Genomic DNA, 17,807 nt, shown 5'->3' on the forward strand with positions numbered 1-17,807 from the left:
CATGATTAAATATCTTATTACAATAGTATTAACTGTCGCGTTATGCTGTGCCTGTAATGGAGAAGACTTTTCAGCAGATCCTACTCTCATGCCACCTGCCACTCAGACAGGCGCCAATACCTTTGGCTGTCTGATAGACGGCTGGATATATACAGGACAACGCTATGGGCCGGACCATAAAGCATCCTACTATCCTGCTTATAATGAAGATGAAAAAGCAACAGTCCATGTATACGTTTGGGTAGATACCAATACGTCTATTTCTTTCAATATCATTGACCCGAAAGAAAAAAATATCACCGTTTACAGTGATATTGAAAAGATGGATAATGATCAGACCATCTATACCGACGCCGTTTTCAAAGATGGAAACAAGCAAGAAGAAAGACTGGAAGACGGCATTGTCAATATTACCCGCTTTGATTTGAACAACAGAATAATCAGCGGAACTTTTGAAGGAGGAAGAGTGACAGAAGGGCGTTTTGATTTAACATTCTAACATATACCCGTTGACAAATTAGACCCAGCTTGCCAACGGGTAAATTAATCTCTTTCTTATTTTATTCTATCATACTGATCGTTCGCACTAATCTCCGTGTATTCAGGCGCATCAATCATTTCCACCAAAGCGCGTAACACAGGCCCTTCACCCATCGGATCATTTTCCTGAGTGGGACGATTATAATAAAATACGGTGGAAGGCATAATACCTGTACCGACACAAATAGCCGTCACATCACCATTCTCTGAAATTTTTGACAACATTCCTTTGAATCCCTGCCATGCTACATAAATGAAATCCGGATGCAACCATCCTTCCTTCACACCTTTAGCTATGCCAAATACAAACATAGAACTACCGGTAATTTCTTCATAAGAATCTTCTTTATCCAACAACTGATGCCACAAACCGTTTTTCCCTTGATACCGCGCTACCCCACTAGCCTGCATCTGGAAATTCTTTATCACATCCTCACGCATAGGATGATTTTCCGGCATTCTTGCCAACAGATCGGCTGTCGCCATAAAAATCCATCCATTGGCCCGGGACCAATGCGCCACTCCATGTTCCTTATTATCCGTATGATAGCAATGATAATAAATCTGTTTTTCAGGACACCACAAATATCGTGTATAATTCAATATCTGATTGGCAGCATCATCAAAATACTTCTTTTCACCAGTAATCTCTCCCATGCGGGAAATAAAAGACACCGCCATAAACGCATCATCTGCCCAAATTGTATTTTCATGAGGCCATAAACGGGCTATGGTTCCATCGGCCAAACGAGGTTCTGAAACCATAATATGATGATTGGTTGTTTCAATATATTTTTGGAAAGCATCATCCGGATGACGCTGGTTCAAAGTTATCAAACTAGCCCCCATAGGACCGTTGTCATCCAAACGCTTGTTTCTATAAATCATATGCCAAGTAAGACGGGGAACCGCTCTCCATCCTCCTTCACGGAAAGTCTTATCATACAAACGATGAAAATAGGACTGGTTAGTCTTATCAAAAATGAACTTCATATTCTTCAGCACATAATCCTCATATTTCCGGTTCTGTATTTTATCACCCAACTCCATCAAAGCCATATTTGTTACTCCGTTTGTGTAATGCCAATTCAAATATTTACTATTGACACGCATATCCGGGTTTAAAGAAACATTATCCAAAGAAGTGTATACTTTACCTGTTTTTACATCCTTGAATTCATAAACCGTAGAAGCAACAATACGATCGGCTATCTTTATAGCCATCTCTTTAGCCGCAGCATTGTCCTGTGCCAATAAAGGAAACAATCCCATTGCAAACAATAAAATGCCTGCACAACCATAACGTTTAACCATACAACCTAAATTTAATTTTTTATTTTTATACTAACAACCTCTATATTCCACCGAAATAAAAAGTCCGGCTATCTTTAATATTCTTCAAAGATAAAGCCATCTTCCCGTTTCGTACAAATTTTCATCCTACTTTTTAAGGGTAATATCCACATTTTCAGTTTTAGAGTATATAATGTGCTCATGATTTTATACTAAGAGAAAGAAATTCTGTTCATGATTCCTGTAACAAGAGTAACAAATGTAAATCTACCTCATTATCAACACGCTAATTATTTCTGTGTAAGTTCTGAGATCAACACTGAATTTATTATGTAAATTTACTAAAATGTTTGCATGAAAGGTTTAGCTCCACACACGCTGCAAGTTTTTGAAGCTGTTTCTAAGTTGGACTGCATCAAATCCTATCTCTTGGTAGGTGGCACTGCCTTGTCATTGCAAATGGGAACTCGGCAAAGTGAAGACTTGGACTTTATGAAATGGCGTACCTCTAAAACAGAGAAAATGGAAGTGGCATGGTATCAGATAGAGAAACAATAGTGAAACAACAGCTATATATTAGGAGTAAATCAACCAAGAACAACAGATTTATATCTGGAGGATCTGCAAACAAAAAAGGCTGTATTCCGTTAGGAATCAGCCTTTTAGCTTGTGGACCAGCCTGGGCTTGAACCAGGGACCTCCAGATTATGAGAACGATAAAATGATATTCTGCGATAGTTAACGATTTTAATCTTTATTGAATATCAGATAGTTATGTAGATTGTCACTCTCGGTGAAACTCACTAAATCCCCCTAACTGAAATAGTTTGTTTACGCATTGTTTACGCAAAAACGAGGGGAAATATAGAGAAGTATATATTGTTATTACCTCATTTGAATGGGCGATATAGAATCCCATGCTTTCCACATATTCTGCTATAAACAAAGAGCATGATTGACGTTATCGCCAATTATTTATAAAAAAGATGCTCTTTTTTGATATGTCTCTTCGTGATTCTCAAGGCTTATTTGTACTTTTACATCGAAAAGGATGTCTTTTATGGAAAAAGAAAGGATTAACAGGCTGAAGATTGTGCTTGCCGAAGAGCAAAAAAGCAGTAAGTGGCTGGCAGAGCAATTAGGAAAAGACAGGGCTACTGTCTCCAAATGGGTGACGAATACCATGCAGCCTGACGCAAGAAACCTCCTGCGTATAGCAGAGGCTTTGAACATTGATGCAGGTAGGCTGCTCAACCAAAAACATTTGAACAATGAAAGAAATAGATATTATCCAACAGATTAAACTTGGCGAGGTCAGTAAGGTGCAGTTCAAAGAGCGGATTCTTGACAACTATGATATTGGTTGCGAATTGGTGGCGTTCAGCAATGCACGTGGTGGTACACTGGTTGTTGGCGTGAAGGACAAAACTGGTAGTGTCAATCCTTTGTCGTATCAAGAAGTACAGGAAACCACTAATATACTTGGAAATATCGCATCAGAGAATGTTGTTCCTGCCATCCTTGTTGATGTAGAAACTATTTCTGTGGATGGCGGAAGCCTTGTTGTGGCTCATATTAAAGAAGGGGTGAATAAGCCTTACCATGACAATCGGGGGATTGTGTGGGTGAAGAACGGTGCCGACAAGCGCAAGGTGTTCGATAATGCCGAGCTTGCCGAGATGATGACCGACTGCGGCAGTTTCTCGCCTGATGAAGCAGGTGTTCGGGATGCTACGATTAAGGACTTGGACGAGAATACCATCAAAACCTTTTTAAGCAACAAGTTTGAAAAAGTATTGGTGAGAAAAGGTTTGGTGGGTGATGCATTCCGTGAAATCTCTTTAGATACAGTCTGTTCTGCTATCGCCAGTGGGCACGATGGGGAGAAGTTGCTGCGTAACCTACGTTTCATCCGACCCGATGGAAAAATCACAGTGGCCGCAATGTTATTGTTTGGGAAGTACACTCAGCGTTGGCTTCCAGTAATGACGGCAAAGTGTATCTGTTTTGTGGGTAATAGTCTTGGCGGTACACAATTTCGTGATAAAGTGAATGATGCCGACATTGAAGGCAATCTGTTTCATCAGTTCGAGACTATTATGGATTTCTTCACCCGGAACTTGCGTCATATACAAGTTGGGGATGAATTCAATTCGAAGGGAGTGTTGGAGATACCCTACACCAGTCTTGTTGAGTTCACCGTAAATGCTTTGGTACATCGCTCGCTGAATGCGAAAGCCCCTATCCGCATCTTCATCTTTGATGATAGAGTGGAGATACACAGCCCGGGAACTCTCCCTAATGGGCTTTCCGTAGATGATATTGTTGTGGGAACTTCTATGCCACGCAATATGTTCCTTTTTACAAATGCCATTCACTTGCTTCCCTACACAGGAGCGGGTAGTGGTATGCTTCGTGCCTTGTCTGAGGATGTGAATGTCTCGTTCACCAATAATGACAGGACAAATGAGTTCGTGATTACTATAAATAGGCCAGTAGGTAACCAAGTTAACGAGAAAAGTAACCAAGCCAGCAATAAAAGTAACCAAGTTAATGGCAACTTAGACACTAAACTTGGAGACTCTGACACCAACTTAGATACTAACTCTGACACTTTTAATGCAGACTCTGATACTAAACTTAGACACTCTGACACTAGCTTAGATACCAACTCTGACACTTTTAATGTAGACTCTGACACTAAGCGTCCTAAAATAACAAATAAACAAAGGGATATAGTAAACTTCTGTAGTGTGCCACGTAGCAGCAAGGAAATTCTTGAAAGGGCAGGTGTGACATACCATAGCAAGAATATCCAAACATATATCATGGCTCTTGTCGAGGCTGGTTATCTTGAGATGACCAATCCCGAGCATCCCAATGCAAGCAATCAAAAATATAGGAGAAGTAAAAAATGAACTCACATATATTCACTAACAAGAACGGCAACACACTGATGTGCGAATTTGAAGGAGTCCTCAGTAACAATCCTTCAATAAAGAATCTTGATGCGGTGGTAGGATTCCTCCGTGCATCAGGCTATTTCTCTTTGCGGCCTTTTTTAGACAATATCAACAAGGCTCGTGTGTTAATTGGTATAAACGTAGATAAGTACATAGCAGAAGCTGCTCGTCAAGGGAGAATATTCTTTGGGGCAGAAGAAGAGGTTAAAGCCGACTGCTTGCAGCAAATACGTAGAGACATCGAACAATCCGGATACAAAAGGGAAATAGAAGACGGTATCTTTCAGATGGTAACGGACTTGGTAGACGGGAAACTGGAACTGCGTGCGCATCCATCAAAGAAGATTCATGCCAAGATATACGTATTATATCCTGATGATTTCAATCAGTACACACAAGGAATTGCCATAACTGGCTCCAGTAATCTATCCGGTAACGGACTGGGCATCACAGAGGATAAACAATACGAATTCAATGTAAAAATGTCACAGTATGAAGATGTAAAGTTTGCGAAAGATGAATTTGAAGAGCTTTGGAAAGAAGCTGAAGGATGCGAGATAACTGCTGAAGATCTCAAAATCAATATAGAGCGTACTTATCTCAAAGGTGATATATCTCCTTATGACTTATACATAAAGATGCTCATTGAGTATTTTTCTGACCGTGTGATGGATGCGGACGATGAGAATCCACTTAATGTTCCAGAGAACTACACTAAATACGATTATCAAATGGATGCCGTAGTGGAGGGGTATCAGAAGCTTCTGCGCTATGATGGTTTCTTTCTTGCCGATGTTGTGGGCTTGGGTAAAACTGTTATCGCTACAATGATTGCCAAGAAGTTTTTGCAGGAGAATGGGCGCGACAACACCAAAATACTTGTGGTATATCCCCCGGCTGTGGAGCAGAACTGGAAAACCACTTTCAAAGATTTTGGCATTGACAAATATACCAAATTTATTACAAATGGCAGTTTGAACAAGGTTCTTGATGAGGATAACTATGACTATTGGAACGCTGACGAATACGATCTTGTCCTTGTGGACGAAGCGCACAAGTTCCGCTCTCACACTACAAACGCTTTCGAGCAGTTACAGGAAATCTGCAAGATGCCACGCATCAACCAAGGGCATATCAAGGGCTACAAAAAAAAGGTGATGCTCATTTCGGCAACCCCAATGAATAACTCACCAGCCGATATTTATAATGAAATCCTCCTTTTTCAAGACCCACGCCATTGTACCATAGATGGAGTAGCTAATCTTACGGCCTTTTTCAGTCCGCTCATCAAGGAGTTTAAGCGATTTCGTAATGAGCCTGAGTTTGATTTGACCAAATTCAAAAAACTGGCTGAGCAAGTGCGCGACCGCATCATAAAGCCTCTATCAGTTCGTCGTACACGTACCGACATCGAAAATGTACCACGCTACAACAAAGATGTGAATGGTTTTCCCAAAGTGGAACGCCCAATAGAAAGTCGCTATGAACTGAATGAGCATTTGGCAGACTTGTTTGAGAAAGCTATGCTCACGCTTACTAAAGACCTGAGTTATGCATGTTATCAAGCTATTGCTTATCTGAAACCTGAAGCCGCAAATGGCTTATATGACAATGCAGAAACCATTAGCCGCTCCTTGGCCGGAATCCGCAAGAATGGACTAGTGAAACGTCTAGAAAGCAGTTTCCATGCGTTCCAAGTTTCCATTGAGAACTTCAAGATTGCAAATCAGAATATGATTGACATGTTCAATAACGATAAGGTGTTCATTGCTCCAGATCTTGATATTAACAATTTGTTGGCAGCAGGATGGAGCGAGGAAGAAATAGAAGAGAAACTGAATGCCAAGGCACAGGACAACCCGAAGAATGCAAAGTTTACAGCAAATGATTTCCGTCCGGAGTTTATTGAGATGCTTCGAGCTGACCAAAAGATTCTTGAACAAATGTATATTGACTGGTCGGTTGTGACAGATGCGGATGATTCCAAATTTGCCAAATTTAATGAACTGCTGAAACACGAGTTATTCAGGGTAGAACGTAATCCAGAACAAAAACTTGTTGTGTTCTCAGAATCTATAAATACAGTAGAGTATCTTGCAAAACGTATAAACCGCAAAGACGTATTGGTTATCTCTGCTAAAAATCGTAGTAATCTCTTCAAAACCATTCGAGAGAACTTTGATGCCAACTTCAAGAACAAGCTCAACGACTACAATATCATACTTACCACAGACGTACTGGCAGAAGGCATCAACTTACACCGATCAAATGTAATCGTCAACTATGATACACCATGGAACTCTACACGGTTGATGCAGCGTATTGGACGTGTAAACCGTATTGGATCTGTATCGAAACACATTTATAACTATGTCTTCTATCCATCACGTCAGGGCAACAGAGAAATCAATCTTAATCAGATTGCCCTGAGCAAAATCCAGACATTTCACTCTACATTTGGAGAAGACAATCAGATTTATTCGCAGAACGAAGTGATAGACCGTAACCTGAGCAAGCTCTTTGACGAGGCGATGAAAGAGCAAAAGAAAGACCTTAACCAAGAGTTGCCTTATTATGAAGAGCTACGCACATTGTATAAGACCAATCGCCGTGAGTATAACCGAATAGCAAAGCTGTCACTTCGTAGCCGTACTGGTCGTGCGTCGCGGGCTGTTGATGGTGTTACGCTGTCTGGTGATACTCTCGTTTTTTTGAAAACCAACTTCCGTAAGGTGTTCTTCCTCGTATCAGAGAATGTGAAAGAACTTTCTGTGCTTGACGCATTGAAATACTTCAAGGCTACGCCTGAAGAGCTGGCTGTGGAACGCATAGAGCAACACCACAACCATGTTGAAAAAGCATTGCGCAAGTTCCACACTATACAAGAGGAAGAAATCAAAAATCAAGAATTTGGTCAAGATGATCCTTCAAGTCGTGGCGCACAGGTTAGTACCGCACTTAACCTGCTCTCTAATTTCATGCGTGAGATTGATGACAGCGAACTGTATCTGAAAGTCGCTCAACTGAAAACACTTGCAGAACGCGGAGTTATCACTTACATCTCCAAGCGTTTACAACGAATTCAGAAAGACCTACGCCGTGTTAGTGGCAAAGCACGCATGACACACGATGAGGCCTTGAACGAGATTATACAGATGGCAAATAAATATGCCCCATACTACATGGCAGAGGCAGAAATGCTGAAACAAATAGAATCGGAAGCCGAAATCATATTATCTGAATCATTTAAAGAAGCATAAATTATGAACTACAAGGAAGTAATTGAAGCAAAATACAGCCGTGAGGCATGGCAAGGATTGCTTTACGATATTTTTCACAACAAAGTGAAATTCTGGCGCACACCTACACCTATCCATGTGAGTAGCCGTTTGGCTAAGGAAGCTCTTAGTTTGGGAAACATTTCTCTATCAGATGGCGAGACAATTGCCGTCTATGAAGTAGAACTCAATGAGAAAGTTGATATAGAAAGGAACCGCCACGGCATCCGTGATATACTTACTACAGACTGGCGCAATATGGGCTATGCTGGTGCATTCGTTTTTGGCTACCGGAAAAACGAAAGTGTACTCCGCTTCTCATATGTAAGTGAGACATGGGGATTCAATAAACAAGGCGAATATGAAAAAGTATCTACTGACACTATGCGCTATACTTATCTGTTAGGTGAGGGACGCGGCTGTCGTACTGCTATAGACCAATTCTCCACGTTGAAGAATAGCAAACAGACGCTTGCCGACATTACTGAGGCATTCTCTGTTGAGGCACTAACTAAACAATTCTATGGAGAACTTTTCGACTGGTATCTTTGGGCTATTGACCCAGTTACAGGTGTCTCTTTCCCGAACAACACTTCCATTGAAGATGATGACCGAGAAGATATAGAAACAAAGATTATCCGCATGATAACTCGTATCATGTTCATTTGGTTTATCAAGCAGAAAAATCTTGTTCCAAATCGTTTGTTTGATCCTGAGTATATTCATACGATACTGAAAGATTTTGATGAAGAAAGCACTACCAATGGTAATTACTACAATGCTATTCTTCAAAATCTCTTCTTTGCAACGCTCAACCGTGCAATTGAGGATGAGGAGGGCAATAAACGCAAGTTTGCCACCGCATCTAAACGAGACATCAAAACACTCTATCGCTACGAAGAATTGTTCACTATTTCTGAGCAGCAAGTGATTGACATGTTCGCAGAAGTGCCGTTCCTAAACGGTGGTCTCTTTGAGTGCCTTGATAAGACAAAGACCATTGATGGTGTGGAACAAGCATACAACTATGATGGTTTTAGCCGTAACGACCGCACATTTGCAGATGGTCGCTATCGCTATCGTGCCATTGTTCCTAATACTTTGTTCTTTGATGAGAAACGAGGCCTCTTCTCTATTCTTAACAAGTACAACTTCACCATTGAGGAGAACACGCCCGAGGAACAACAAGTTGCACTTGACCCTGAACTATTGGGTAAAGTATTTGAAAATCTGCTCGGTGCATACAATCCTGAGACAAAGGAAACCGCTCGCAATCAAAGTGGCTCTTTCTATACACCTCGTGAGATTGTAAAGTACATGGTCGATGAAAGTCTGATTGCATATTTGGGCGAATCAGACTTCAACCGCTCACTGTTTGCTCCTAACTTCAAATACGAAGTAGCTCATGTGGAAGAGTATAAATCAATTGCTGAAAAGTTGAAAGCTGTCAAAGTGCTTGACCCAGCTTGTGGCTCAGGTGCATTTCCAATGGGATTGCTCAACCGTATGGCAGAGGTACTTCAGCGCATCGAGCTTAATACAAACGTGTATGAACAGAAACTGGCTATTATTGAGAACTGTCTCTACGGTAGTGATATTCAGAGTATAGCTGCACAGATTACCAAGTTGCGCTTCTTTATTTCACTTATCGTAGATTGTGAGCGTGATGCCTCCAAACCAAACTTTGGAATACCTACATTGCCAAACCTTGAAACCAAGTTTGTCGCCGCCAACTCTCTCATTGCTAAGAAAAAGCAAGATAGACAACGTAATCTTTTTGAAAATCCGGAGATCGAACCTACTAAGGAAGAGCTTGCAAAGGTGCGCCATGAGCACTTCATGGCAAAATCAGCTTCCGCCAAGCGTCGACTGCGTGAGAAAGACCAGGAACTACGCGAGAAGTTGGCAAAGCTCTTGGCAGATGACAATAATTTTGCACCAGAAGATGCAATACAACTTGCCGCATGGAATCCTTACGACCAGAATGCAGTGAGCAAGTTCTTTGACCCAGAATGGATGTTTGGAGTCACAGATGGTTTTGATATAGTAATAGGTAATCCACCATACTTAAGAATTCAAGAACTGCGAAAATTTAATAATGATTTAGCAGATTATTTATCTGATAATTATAAATCTGCAGTGGGTTCTTTCGATTTATATGTAACATTTGTAGAACGCGGACTACAACTTGTAAAGCCTAAGGGAGTTATGTACTATATTATGCCAGTAAAATGGACAAATTCTTCTTTTGGAAAAGGTTTGAGAAGTATTTTATGTGAAAAATCTTTTATTTCTTCTATCATAAACTTCGAAGCTTATCAGGTATTTGAAGCATCTACTTATACGGGAATACATTGCTTTAAGCAATCTAAGTCTTTGGCGTATTTGGAGCTTGATAGGGATATGAAGAATAATCAAGAATTACAAAATTATCTAAGTTCTATTACTTATAATGATTTTGTAAATATAAACATAAATACTTCAGAGGCATGGGTATTAACCAACAAAAAGGTAAATACTGTGCTTGAAAAGCTTAACAAATGTCCATATCGTTTGAGTGATGTATTTGATAAAATTTTTCAAGGAATCGCAACGAGTAAAGATGATGTTTATTTTCTGTACGATTGTCGAGTAATCAACCCATTTGAAATAGAAGGCTATTCAAAATATTTAAAGAAGAATGTTGTGATAGAGAATGGCCTAGTAAAACCTTTATTGAAGGGTGAAGATGTGCATAGATATGAGCCTCTTTCTTCTGACAGATTTGTTATTTTTCCTTATGATTTATCTAATGACAAAGCCAAACTTTTTTCAGAACAACAAATTGCGACTTTATTTCCTAAAGGGTATCTTTATCTAAAAGAGTGCGAAGACGAACTGCGTGGCAGAGAAAAAGGGAGGTTAAAAAATGACATACTTTGGTACAGATATATATATCCCAAAAATTTAACATTATTCGCAAAGGAAAAACTTGTTGCTCCAGAGATTTCTTATGGTGGTAATTTTTCGTATGATTTAAATGGTCAATATTATAGTACAACCACCATTTACGGATATATTAAGAAAGAGGACATCAGTATAAGTTATGAGACATTATTAGCGATAATGAATTCTCGTTTATGTTGGTGGTTCCTAAAAAACACAGGTACAGTTCTTGCAAATGGTTACTATAGATATAAACCTGCATATTTAAAACCCATGCCAATTCCCAATGTATCCATAGAAACAGATTCAGCTATTAGGACAATGATTAAGAATTTATTGGTGTTAAAAGATGAAAAGGAGAAAAAAATAGTAGCAGATAAAATTGAACAAGAAGTCTTTAGTCTGTACGGATTAAACAAAGATGAAATATCAATAGTAATATTATGATGTAAGTCACGTAGCCTATTATATTCAATAAGCTACGTGACTTTAATTATCGGGTTGCATATAAATTAACTGTTTTTACATCTTCACTTGACAAGCCATATAATTGGTAAATGATTTTGTCTATATCTTTGATATAACTAGCAATTTCGTCCTTTGTAAGTTCATATTTACAATGTAAAATATCATCAACTATATTTTCTACCATGGAGACTTGTCTCATGTCAATGGCTTCATAATTTGGAACAGGAAATGGAGAAACATAGTTTGTCTTAAATGTATAATATCCACCTCTTAAAACATATCCTGTATTCTGTATAAAAAACCAAAAAAGATTTGAGTTTAGGAGTCCAAGGAGAAATTTGTAACTATATAAGCAATTCGCCTTTTTAATATAACCATATATTTTAGTTGTACTATAATATTGACCGTTTGAATCAAACATAAAATTCCCTCCAAAAGATATTTCTGGAGCTAGCAATTTGGGTATTCCTCCATAGTTTATACCTTGCCCTCTACCAAACATAAACCATTTGTCATTATTAAACCTCCATTACAATATTACAATTTCCATTTAAATATGAATATAGTAAATTTCTACTAATGCCAAGTTGTTTTGCAATGTCTGTTTTGCACATACCTTCTTTTAGCATGTTATTGATTATTGATTCTTTTCCGCTAAGTTTATATTTTTTATTTTTGCTTCCTTTTGGACGACCAAGAACAACACCCTCTGCTTTCTTTCTTGCCAACGCTTCTTTTGTACGTTGGCTTATGAGATTACGTTCTATCTCTGCTGACAGACCAAACGCAAATGCTAACACTTTGCTCTGAATATCATCGCCTAAACGGTAGTTGTCCTTGATAGTCCATACGCGGCACTCCTTTGTCATACAGATATTAAGTATCTCCATTATCATAAAGAGGTTGCGTCCCAATCGTGAAAGTTCAGCACAAATGATTAGATCATCTCCCTGTACCTTGTTAAGTAATTTGCCTAACTGACGCTTGTCGTATGCCTTAGTACCACTGATGGTTTCCTCAATCCAACCATCAATCTTAATTTTTTCTCGCTCGCAGAAATTGTTTATTTCAAAGCGTTGGTTCTCTACTGTCTGCTTATCGCTGCTTACTCGAATGTATCCGTAAATCATTGTTGTTATTTATTTAGTTATATAATTTAAAATTGTCTCATTGAATAAAGCGGATATTCAGCTAATGAAGTTAGCCCCTGTTATTATAGTAAAGGTGCGAGATTTCTTCCTGTTAATTTGTGATTTAACTTGCTGGTAATTTGCAGACAAACATAAAAGCCATCAAAAATTTTCCAATAATGGGACGGAAATGCCGCCCCATTTATACTACATTGCACGTGATTTTCATGTAGCACAATATACGACCAGTCCTAATCCCAATGTATAAACGAGCAAGAATATCACCAAGACCTTCATCCAAAAGTCCGAGTACCATACACCCTCATTCCGTCTGAGGATTTTGCGCATATTGGATTCATGCTCGGTGATAAGTTTCGTTTGTTCGACTTGATGATTTTTCAACACTGAAGTCCAACTTTCTATAGAATGGTCTATGAGTTGCCTAAGTTCGGCAAGCTGTTCAGGAGTGATGGTCGCCTTGAAGTTTGTGTTTCGTTCTGCTTTCACGATGGCATTACAGATGCCATTGACAATATTATCGCAACTGCCAGCTGCCGCTTTGAGCGCACCCTCAATGCGGCATTCGGCAGCAATTGCCTTCTCCAAATCCTCATTGAACTTTATCAGCGTTTCCTTTGCCTCTCTTATTTCTATGAGAAGTTTATCAATTTCTTGTTTTTCTGACTCAACTTGTTGGTTCATTTCGACGTTCTCCAACATGTCATTGACATTTATAGGCGAAATACCCCTTGATCTTCCTATGCCCATTTCCTTATATTGATAGTAAGTGAATTATCTGTGAAGTCTTCTCCTGCGCTTGCACATTTGATTTGCCATTCTTGCGCAACGGCGTGCCCATTCAAGTTCATCTTCATCTTTATCTCGTCCCCAGCCTCCTGTGTCAGAACCGCCACCGCCACTTGAAGCAACTATGCTTGTGGCTGCATCCAAATACCCAGCAAAGAGTAATAGAGCCGTGTGTTGTATCTCTTCAATCTTAGCCAACGGCTGAGCTTCCTCCAAAGAACACTCCTGTCTGATGATATTGTCAGTGGCTTCGGATATATCCACATGGTAGCTGTGATATTCGTCTGTTGCTATATCATAGTGCTTTAAAACAGGCTGTGGAGCCATCTTGGGTTGTATAACAAAATCAGTGTTGGCTGTCCGTGTTTGTTGGGGAATAGAATTTGTCGACTCAGACTTCCGTTCCTGAAGATGCAGTTTTGCCCAAGTAGTCTCTATTTTTGAAGGGGTCAGATTTCTCCCGATACCCAACACAGATGATTTATAATTTGAGTTACCCCGTTTGACTGAATAACCATAAACTTTTCCTTTATCATTTTCTTGTATGTGTACTTTGTAACCCCGTTTTGTCAGTTCCATTTCATATTGTCGCCAACTGAACTTATCCATTGCACGAAGTATCTCCATACAACAATTTGTAATCTCCTGCCTGTGCCGTATTCCGATTTCTTCGGACTGCACCCATCCTCGTTTTTCGTTGATGATATTCGCAGCTATGACTGCCCTTTCGCCAATCTTATGACTATCATTGATTTTCCCGTCCATGTCTACACGGTTGGCATCAATGTGCAGGTGGAGAATGCCACTTTTGGAATCACGATGCAGGGCGACTATGTATTGCGAGCCTTTGAGGTTGACCTGCTTTGAAGAAGTCCGTTTGGTCTTGCCGGAGAGATCAATGGCATCAAACACGCGGATGAACTCATCTGCCAAACGTACCCAATCGTCCATAGACCACCCACGGCTTTCTTCTTCGGCTGGGGATAGTTCAATTCTTATCACGTTTCTGCCAAGAGGTCTGCCCTTGTTGATTTTCTCGGCAAACATCTTCTGCACGAGCATCATCCGACCGTACATTGCTTCTGGTGAGATATCATCAGGCAACAGATTGGCTTTGACTATATCCGCTCTGTCTTTATTGACGGAATACCTTATGGCATTTGCGCCATGCGGTATGGTACTGGCTTTTGCTATCATAATGGGTAAGGAAATTTATTCGGTAAGATAATTCTCTATCTGGCTCCAGCGGTTGATTAGTTGCGTAGCAGCTCTCATCCATTGTTCCACAAACCGGGTATCGCTGAAATACATTGCACGTTTATCCGCTTGAATGGACTTTACTGCTGCCGCAATACGGATAAGGTCGCCCCTTGCATCCGTCAGGCTGCATAAGGCTTCTACCTCACGCTCAGACAGCCGTTGCCGTGGGTGCTGCCCTAAAGTAGTGCGGCGCACATAGTTGCTCATGGACAAACCGCAGGTCTTGGCAAGTTCTGCCGCCTTTGCATATTCCTGTTCCGTAACTCTGGCTTCAAGCCGCAGGGTGCGTCTGATAACTTTCTTGTCGTTTTCATCATCAACTTCGTTGTCGGTATTCTTTTTCTTCTTCATGTTTTGTTATGTTATGGGTGAGACATCAATCTAAAAAGGGACAGCACGGTGGGAGCTTGCGACTGCCGGAATACGCCTATGTAGTACGGATGAGCGTTGCGAATTTGTGCGACATAGGAACTTCTTGCAAGACCACACACAAAAACATCGGCATCACCGCCATATCCAATATGACTAAATCTGACTATCTGCCGAAATATCCTCATTAAATTCTTCCCCTGCCGTAGGCTGTGGAGGAGCCGAATTGGTAGGAACAGAAGAAAATGGAGATAGCAGTTCGCCTTCATCTGATATAACAGGCATTTTGCCTACGAAGGAAAAACTGCATCAGAAACGTAGGTTTCATTCATTACTTCTGTCTGCCTACATTCATTCGAGTTAGGTAGGTTTTCCTCCATACGGCTATCCGAATCCTCCTGCGGAGTCATTGATAAAACGGGCACCATATCATCGGATAATGCGTAAGCATCCTCTCCTTCCTCTTGCCGGTCTTTTATTCGGACATAGAAAGGATTGTCTATACGATTGCCATTTTCCATCCATGCCGATATACATTTCAGGGTGTGAACGCTTGTTCGGTTGCTCTGCGTGGATGCGACAATTCCCAACTGGTTCATCTTGTCAAGTACGCGGGATATGGTCTTTTTGTCATAGCCTAACTTGCAGGACAAATCCACTTCCGAAAGGATGGCTTGCCCCACTTGTAAGGTTGTGGAAAATCCTTTTATGGCATAATCGTTTTCTTCCAACACAGCCGCTTCAATAAGTCGGTGCAATATCTTCATGCGGTCAATACCGTATTTGCTTCCTGCCAGATATGCAAGCTGTTCTGACGAAAGCACTATACAATAATTCAAGTCTGTTTTCATCGTCTGTCTATTTTGAAGATGTTTTACAATTGGTGCAGCCAAAAGAGAAAGTCAGCGGTGCATACCGCAACCTTTTTCCGGCATATAATACTCCTTGTCGTATGCTATGTGGTCAAGCACGTTTTGCAGCCTGTCCAGCTGTTGGCTATCCAATACACGGATGGCAGCAATGGTAATGTTTTGTGAAGCGATACGGCGGTGTTCACAGTTCCGTTCCGACATACTTCCGTTCCCGTCGGCATGAACACTTCGCAGGTAATCGTTTACCGCCTTAGTCTGTTCTTTACTTGGAAAGGTGGAAGGGTAACGGTCTTGAACATACGTAACCATGTGGCTGACCGCATTTGCCAGCAAAGGGTCACATTCTTGTAGCTGTTTGATAAGTTCTTTTTTCTTCATATTGTTGGTTTATATTGTCCCGTGTCCCAAGCGTTTTTTATAACTTTCTATTTTGCTTACTTCCTGTTTTTATTCTTTTTTGAGGGCAAAAGGGACAAGGGGACATTAGTTTTTTCTTTTCCCTTATTTTGAAATTAGAATGGTAATTCCTGTTCACTTGGCAATGTCGCACATGACTCTTCACTTAGAGCGTCCACCCTCACCCATGGGTATTTTGTCCGTCCCGTCTTATCGCAGTAGGCTGGATGTAGCCCCTTGACCTTCTCCTGTTCACTTCGCTTCCAGTTCGGAATCATGGACATCAGGCGGTTGATGTATTGCGAAGTGTATTTGGACGAATTTCTTCTGACCAAATCATTGGGCAGTTCCTCTATAATTTGCCGGGCACAAACCATGTTGAGTGAGGTCATTGTGGAATTTGGCTCTGAGTATGCTCCTTTCTGATAAGCCAGTCGTGTCGGAATCATCCAGCTTGCATATTGAATGGGAACCTCACGTTCCAGATACATTTCTATGTCCTCCATGATTGGGTCAACAAGAATGTTGGAATGTTGCATCTGCACCTCGTTGGCCTCATTCTCCATATCCGGTGACAAGTAGAGTTTCATTCCTTGTCGATAATAGGCGTATGCCTCTGCCCAAAGCTGAGGAACGGAACACTGTAGTTTATCCAGCCAATCCGACACATGACCATTGCCTTTGACCGGGATAATCCACCATCGGCGGTTTCCATTGTCTCCTTGCAGGAAGTTTGCCTCATTGGTGGTAGCCGCAAAAACATTATGTCGCATGAACTCTACCACCTTATGCCCATAAGCCGGACGCATATAATCACTGCAACGGCTTAGAAAAGCCTTGGCTGCTTCCGCATCATTCGCACGTTTCAAGCCGTTCAACTCACTGATTTCAATAATCCAGCCATTGGTTATGGTTTCCACTTTCTCCTTGTCACCACTGGCAAAAGAGAATGAATCGTTGAACCATCTCCCACTGATGGCTTTGAAAAAGGTGCTTTTCCCGATACCTTGGGGACCGGGCAAGGTCAGTACGTTGTCAAACTTGCAACCAGGATTGAATACTCTGGTTACAGCCGCCACAAACCAAAGTTTTGTTTGTTCCCTGACAAGTGGGTTGTCCTCTGCTCCGAGATAATCTATAATGGTTGTGCCTATACGAGATTGCCCGTCCCATGCTTCTTGGGTGATAAATTCCTGCACAGGATTGAAACTCCGTTCAGAGGAAGTGGTCTTCAGCATTTCAAACACCTTGTTCTGTGTCAGGCGTATTCTGTATGTTCTTTCCAAGTAGTCTTGTATCTTTCCTGCCGACTCTTCATCAATTTTGTTACCATTGACATTGCGGAACAAAGGGCAGAAACACACATCGTCCTGACAGAAGGTATCGTACCTTATCTGACTAAGATTCTCATCCAGTGTGAAAATAAGCCGGAGATTACTGATGGAACGAACCGGATTTCCGTAACTGTCTGTTGCCAGATTCTTTTTCCAATTCTCTTCCATACCG

The 17,807-nt window shown here is 40.8% G+C and carries 15 protein-coding genes and 1 pseudogene; 6 read left to right on the top strand and 10 right to left on the bottom strand.

What is annotated here, in order from left to right:
• Position 1: 1 nt before the first annotated feature.
• Entirely contained in the window at positions 2-499 is a 498-nt protein-coding gene (locus RE317_RS10745) for a hypothetical protein (protein ID WP_008666331.1), read from the top strand.
• Between the two features lie 56 nt (positions 500-555).
• Here the strand turns inward: RE317_RS10745 and RE317_RS10750 are convergent, their stop codons facing one another.
• The gene (locus RE317_RS10750) at positions 556-1,854 is read right to left on the bottom strand and encodes a glycoside hydrolase family 105 protein (RefSeq protein ID WP_005849731.1); all 1,299 of its coding nucleotides are present in this window, start codon (positions 1,852-1,854) and stop codon (positions 556-558) included.
• Between the two features lie 333 nt (positions 1,855-2,187).
• On the opposite strand from RE317_RS10750, the pseudogene RE317_RS10755 reads away from it, so the two are divergent.
• The 5 genes and pseudogenes from RE317_RS10755 to RE317_RS10775 all read left to right on the top strand — a co-directional run.
• Positions 2,188-2,388: pseudogene (locus tag RE317_RS10755) on the top strand (nucleotidyl transferase AbiEii/AbiGii toxin family protein); the annotation flags it as partial.
• A gap of 505 nt (positions 2,389-2,893) precedes the next feature.
• Complete coding sequence (locus RE317_RS10760; protein ID WP_008666336.1) at positions 2,894-3,136, top strand: helix-turn-helix transcriptional regulator; 243 nt, start codon at positions 2,894-2,896, stop codon at positions 3,134-3,136.
• Positions 3,105-4,751, top strand: a complete 1,647-nt coding sequence (locus tag RE317_RS10765) for an RNA-binding domain-containing protein (protein ID WP_008781276.1) — start codon at positions 3,105-3,107, stop codon at positions 4,749-4,751. Before RE317_RS10760 ends, RE317_RS10765 begins: the two co-directional genes overlap by 32 nt.
• Positions 4,748-8,056, top strand: a complete 3,309-nt coding sequence (locus RE317_RS10770; protein WP_008666339.1) for a helicase-related protein — start codon at positions 4,748-4,750, stop codon at positions 8,054-8,056. The genes RE317_RS10765 and RE317_RS10770 overlap by 4 nt, the downstream gene beginning before the upstream one ends.
• 3 nt (positions 8,057-8,059) lie before the next feature.
• Positions 8,060-11,446 carry an Eco57I restriction-modification methylase domain-containing protein gene (locus RE317_RS10775; RefSeq protein WP_008666341.1) on the top strand — a complete coding sequence of 1,129 codons (3,387 nt, stop codon included), beginning with the start codon at positions 8,060-8,062 and terminating at the stop codon, positions 11,444-11,446.
• Between the two features lie 46 nt (positions 11,447-11,492).
• Here RE317_RS10775 and RE317_RS10780 read toward each other — a convergent pair whose 3' ends face one another.
• The 9 genes from RE317_RS10780 to RE317_RS10820 form a co-directional block, all read right to left on the bottom strand.
• Complete coding sequence (locus RE317_RS10780; protein ID WP_008666343.1) at positions 11,493-11,969, bottom strand: TaqI-like C-terminal specificity domain-containing protein; 477 nt, start codon at positions 11,967-11,969, stop codon at positions 11,493-11,495.
• Between the two features lie 16 nt (positions 11,970-11,985).
• Positions 11,986-12,597, bottom strand: a complete 612-nt coding sequence (locus RE317_RS10785; RefSeq protein ID WP_008666344.1) for a master DNA invertase Mpi family serine-type recombinase — start codon at positions 12,595-12,597, stop codon at positions 11,986-11,988.
• A gap of 225 nt (positions 12,598-12,822) precedes the next feature.
• Positions 12,823-13,365 carry a hypothetical protein gene (locus RE317_RS10790; protein ID WP_008781279.1) on the bottom strand — a complete coding sequence of 181 codons (543 nt, stop codon included), beginning with the start codon at positions 13,363-13,365 and terminating at the stop codon, positions 12,823-12,825.
• Between the two features lie 24 nt (positions 13,366-13,389).
• Complete coding sequence (locus tag RE317_RS10795; RefSeq protein ID WP_008781280.1) at positions 13,390-14,601, bottom strand: relaxase/mobilization nuclease domain-containing protein; 1,212 nt, start codon at positions 14,599-14,601, stop codon at positions 13,390-13,392.
• Between the two features lie 15 nt (positions 14,602-14,616).
• The gene (locus RE317_RS10800; RefSeq protein WP_008666347.1) at positions 14,617-15,015 is read right to left on the bottom strand and encodes a hypothetical protein; all 399 of its coding nucleotides are present in this window, start codon (positions 15,013-15,015) and stop codon (positions 14,617-14,619) included.
• 174 nt (positions 15,016-15,189) lie between these two features.
• A complete protein-coding gene (locus tag RE317_RS10805; protein ID WP_256186682.1) occupies positions 15,190-15,318 on the bottom strand; it encodes a hypothetical protein in 129 nt (42 codons plus the stop codon).
• 5 nt (positions 15,319-15,323) lie between these two features.
• Positions 15,324-15,884 (bottom strand): hypothetical protein, encoded by a 561-nt coding sequence (locus RE317_RS10810; RefSeq protein WP_008666348.1) that lies wholly within the window; start codon positions 15,882-15,884, stop codon positions 15,324-15,326.
• A gap of 51 nt (positions 15,885-15,935) precedes the next feature.
• Positions 15,936-16,283, bottom strand: a complete 348-nt coding sequence (locus RE317_RS10815) for a hypothetical protein (protein WP_008666349.1) — start codon at positions 16,281-16,283, stop codon at positions 15,936-15,938.
• A gap of 134 nt (positions 16,284-16,417) precedes the next feature.
• Entirely contained in the window at positions 16,418-17,803 is a 1,386-nt protein-coding gene (locus RE317_RS10820) for a virulence-associated E family protein (protein ID WP_008781281.1), read from the bottom strand.
• Positions 17,804-17,807 lie beyond the last annotated feature (4 nt).

It is taken from the genome of Phocaeicola sp. GP0067, from assembly GCF_031119655.1.
GTDB lineage: Bacteria > Bacteroidota > Bacteroidia > Bacteroidales > Bacteroidaceae > Phocaeicola > Phocaeicola vulgatus.

Excerpts from the sequence above, each read along its gene's own strand:
- RE317_RS10805 (WP_256186682.1), bottom strand. The coding sequence starts at position 15,318 with ATGCCTGTTATATCAGATGAAGGCGAACTGCTATCTCCATTTTCTTCT.
- RE317_RS10800 (WP_008666347.1), bottom strand. The coding sequence starts at position 15,015 with ATGAAGAAGAAAAAGAATACCGACAACGAAGTTGATGATGAAAACGAC.
- RE317_RS10765 (WP_008781276.1), top strand. The coding sequence starts at position 3,105 with ATGAAAGAAATAGATATTATCCAACAGATTAAACTTGGCGAGGTCAGT.
- RE317_RS10760 (WP_008666336.1), top strand. The coding sequence starts at position 2,894 with ATGGAAAAAGAAAGGATTAACAGGCTGAAGATTGTGCTTGCCGAAGAG.
- RE317_RS10780 (WP_008666343.1), bottom strand. The coding sequence starts at position 11,969 with ATGTTTGGTAGAGGGCAAGGTATAAACTATGGAGGAATACCCAAATTG.
- RE317_RS10790 (WP_008781279.1), bottom strand. The coding sequence starts at position 13,365 with ATGGGCATAGGAAGATCAAGGGGTATTTCGCCTATAAATGTCAATGAC.
- RE317_RS10750 (WP_005849731.1), bottom strand. The coding sequence starts at position 1,854 with ATGGTTAAACGTTATGGTTGTGCAGGCATTTTATTGTTTGCAATGGGA.
- RE317_RS10775 (WP_008666341.1), top strand. The coding sequence starts at position 8,060 with ATGAACTACAAGGAAGTAATTGAAGCAAAATACAGCCGTGAGGCATGG.
- RE317_RS10820 (WP_008781281.1), bottom strand. The coding sequence starts at position 17,803 with ATGGAAGAGAATTGGAAAAAGAATCTGGCAACAGACAGTTACGGAAAT.
- RE317_RS10795 (WP_008781280.1), bottom strand. The coding sequence starts at position 14,601 with ATGATAGCAAAAGCCAGTACCATACCGCATGGCGCAAATGCCATAAGG.
- RE317_RS10745 (WP_008666331.1), top strand. The coding sequence starts at position 2 with ATGATTAAATATCTTATTACAATAGTATTAACTGTCGCGTTATGCTGT.
- RE317_RS10815 (WP_008666349.1), bottom strand. The coding sequence starts at position 16,283 with ATGAAGAAAAAAGAACTTATCAAACAGCTACAAGAATGTGACCCTTTG.
- RE317_RS10810 (WP_008666348.1), bottom strand. The coding sequence starts at position 15,884 with ATGAAAACAGACTTGAATTATTGTATAGTGCTTTCGTCAGAACAGCTT.
- RE317_RS10770 (WP_008666339.1), top strand. The coding sequence starts at position 4,748 with ATGAACTCACATATATTCACTAACAAGAACGGCAACACACTGATGTGC.
- RE317_RS10785 (WP_008666344.1), bottom strand. The coding sequence starts at position 12,597 with ATGATTTACGGATACATTCGAGTAAGCAGCGATAAGCAGACAGTAGAG.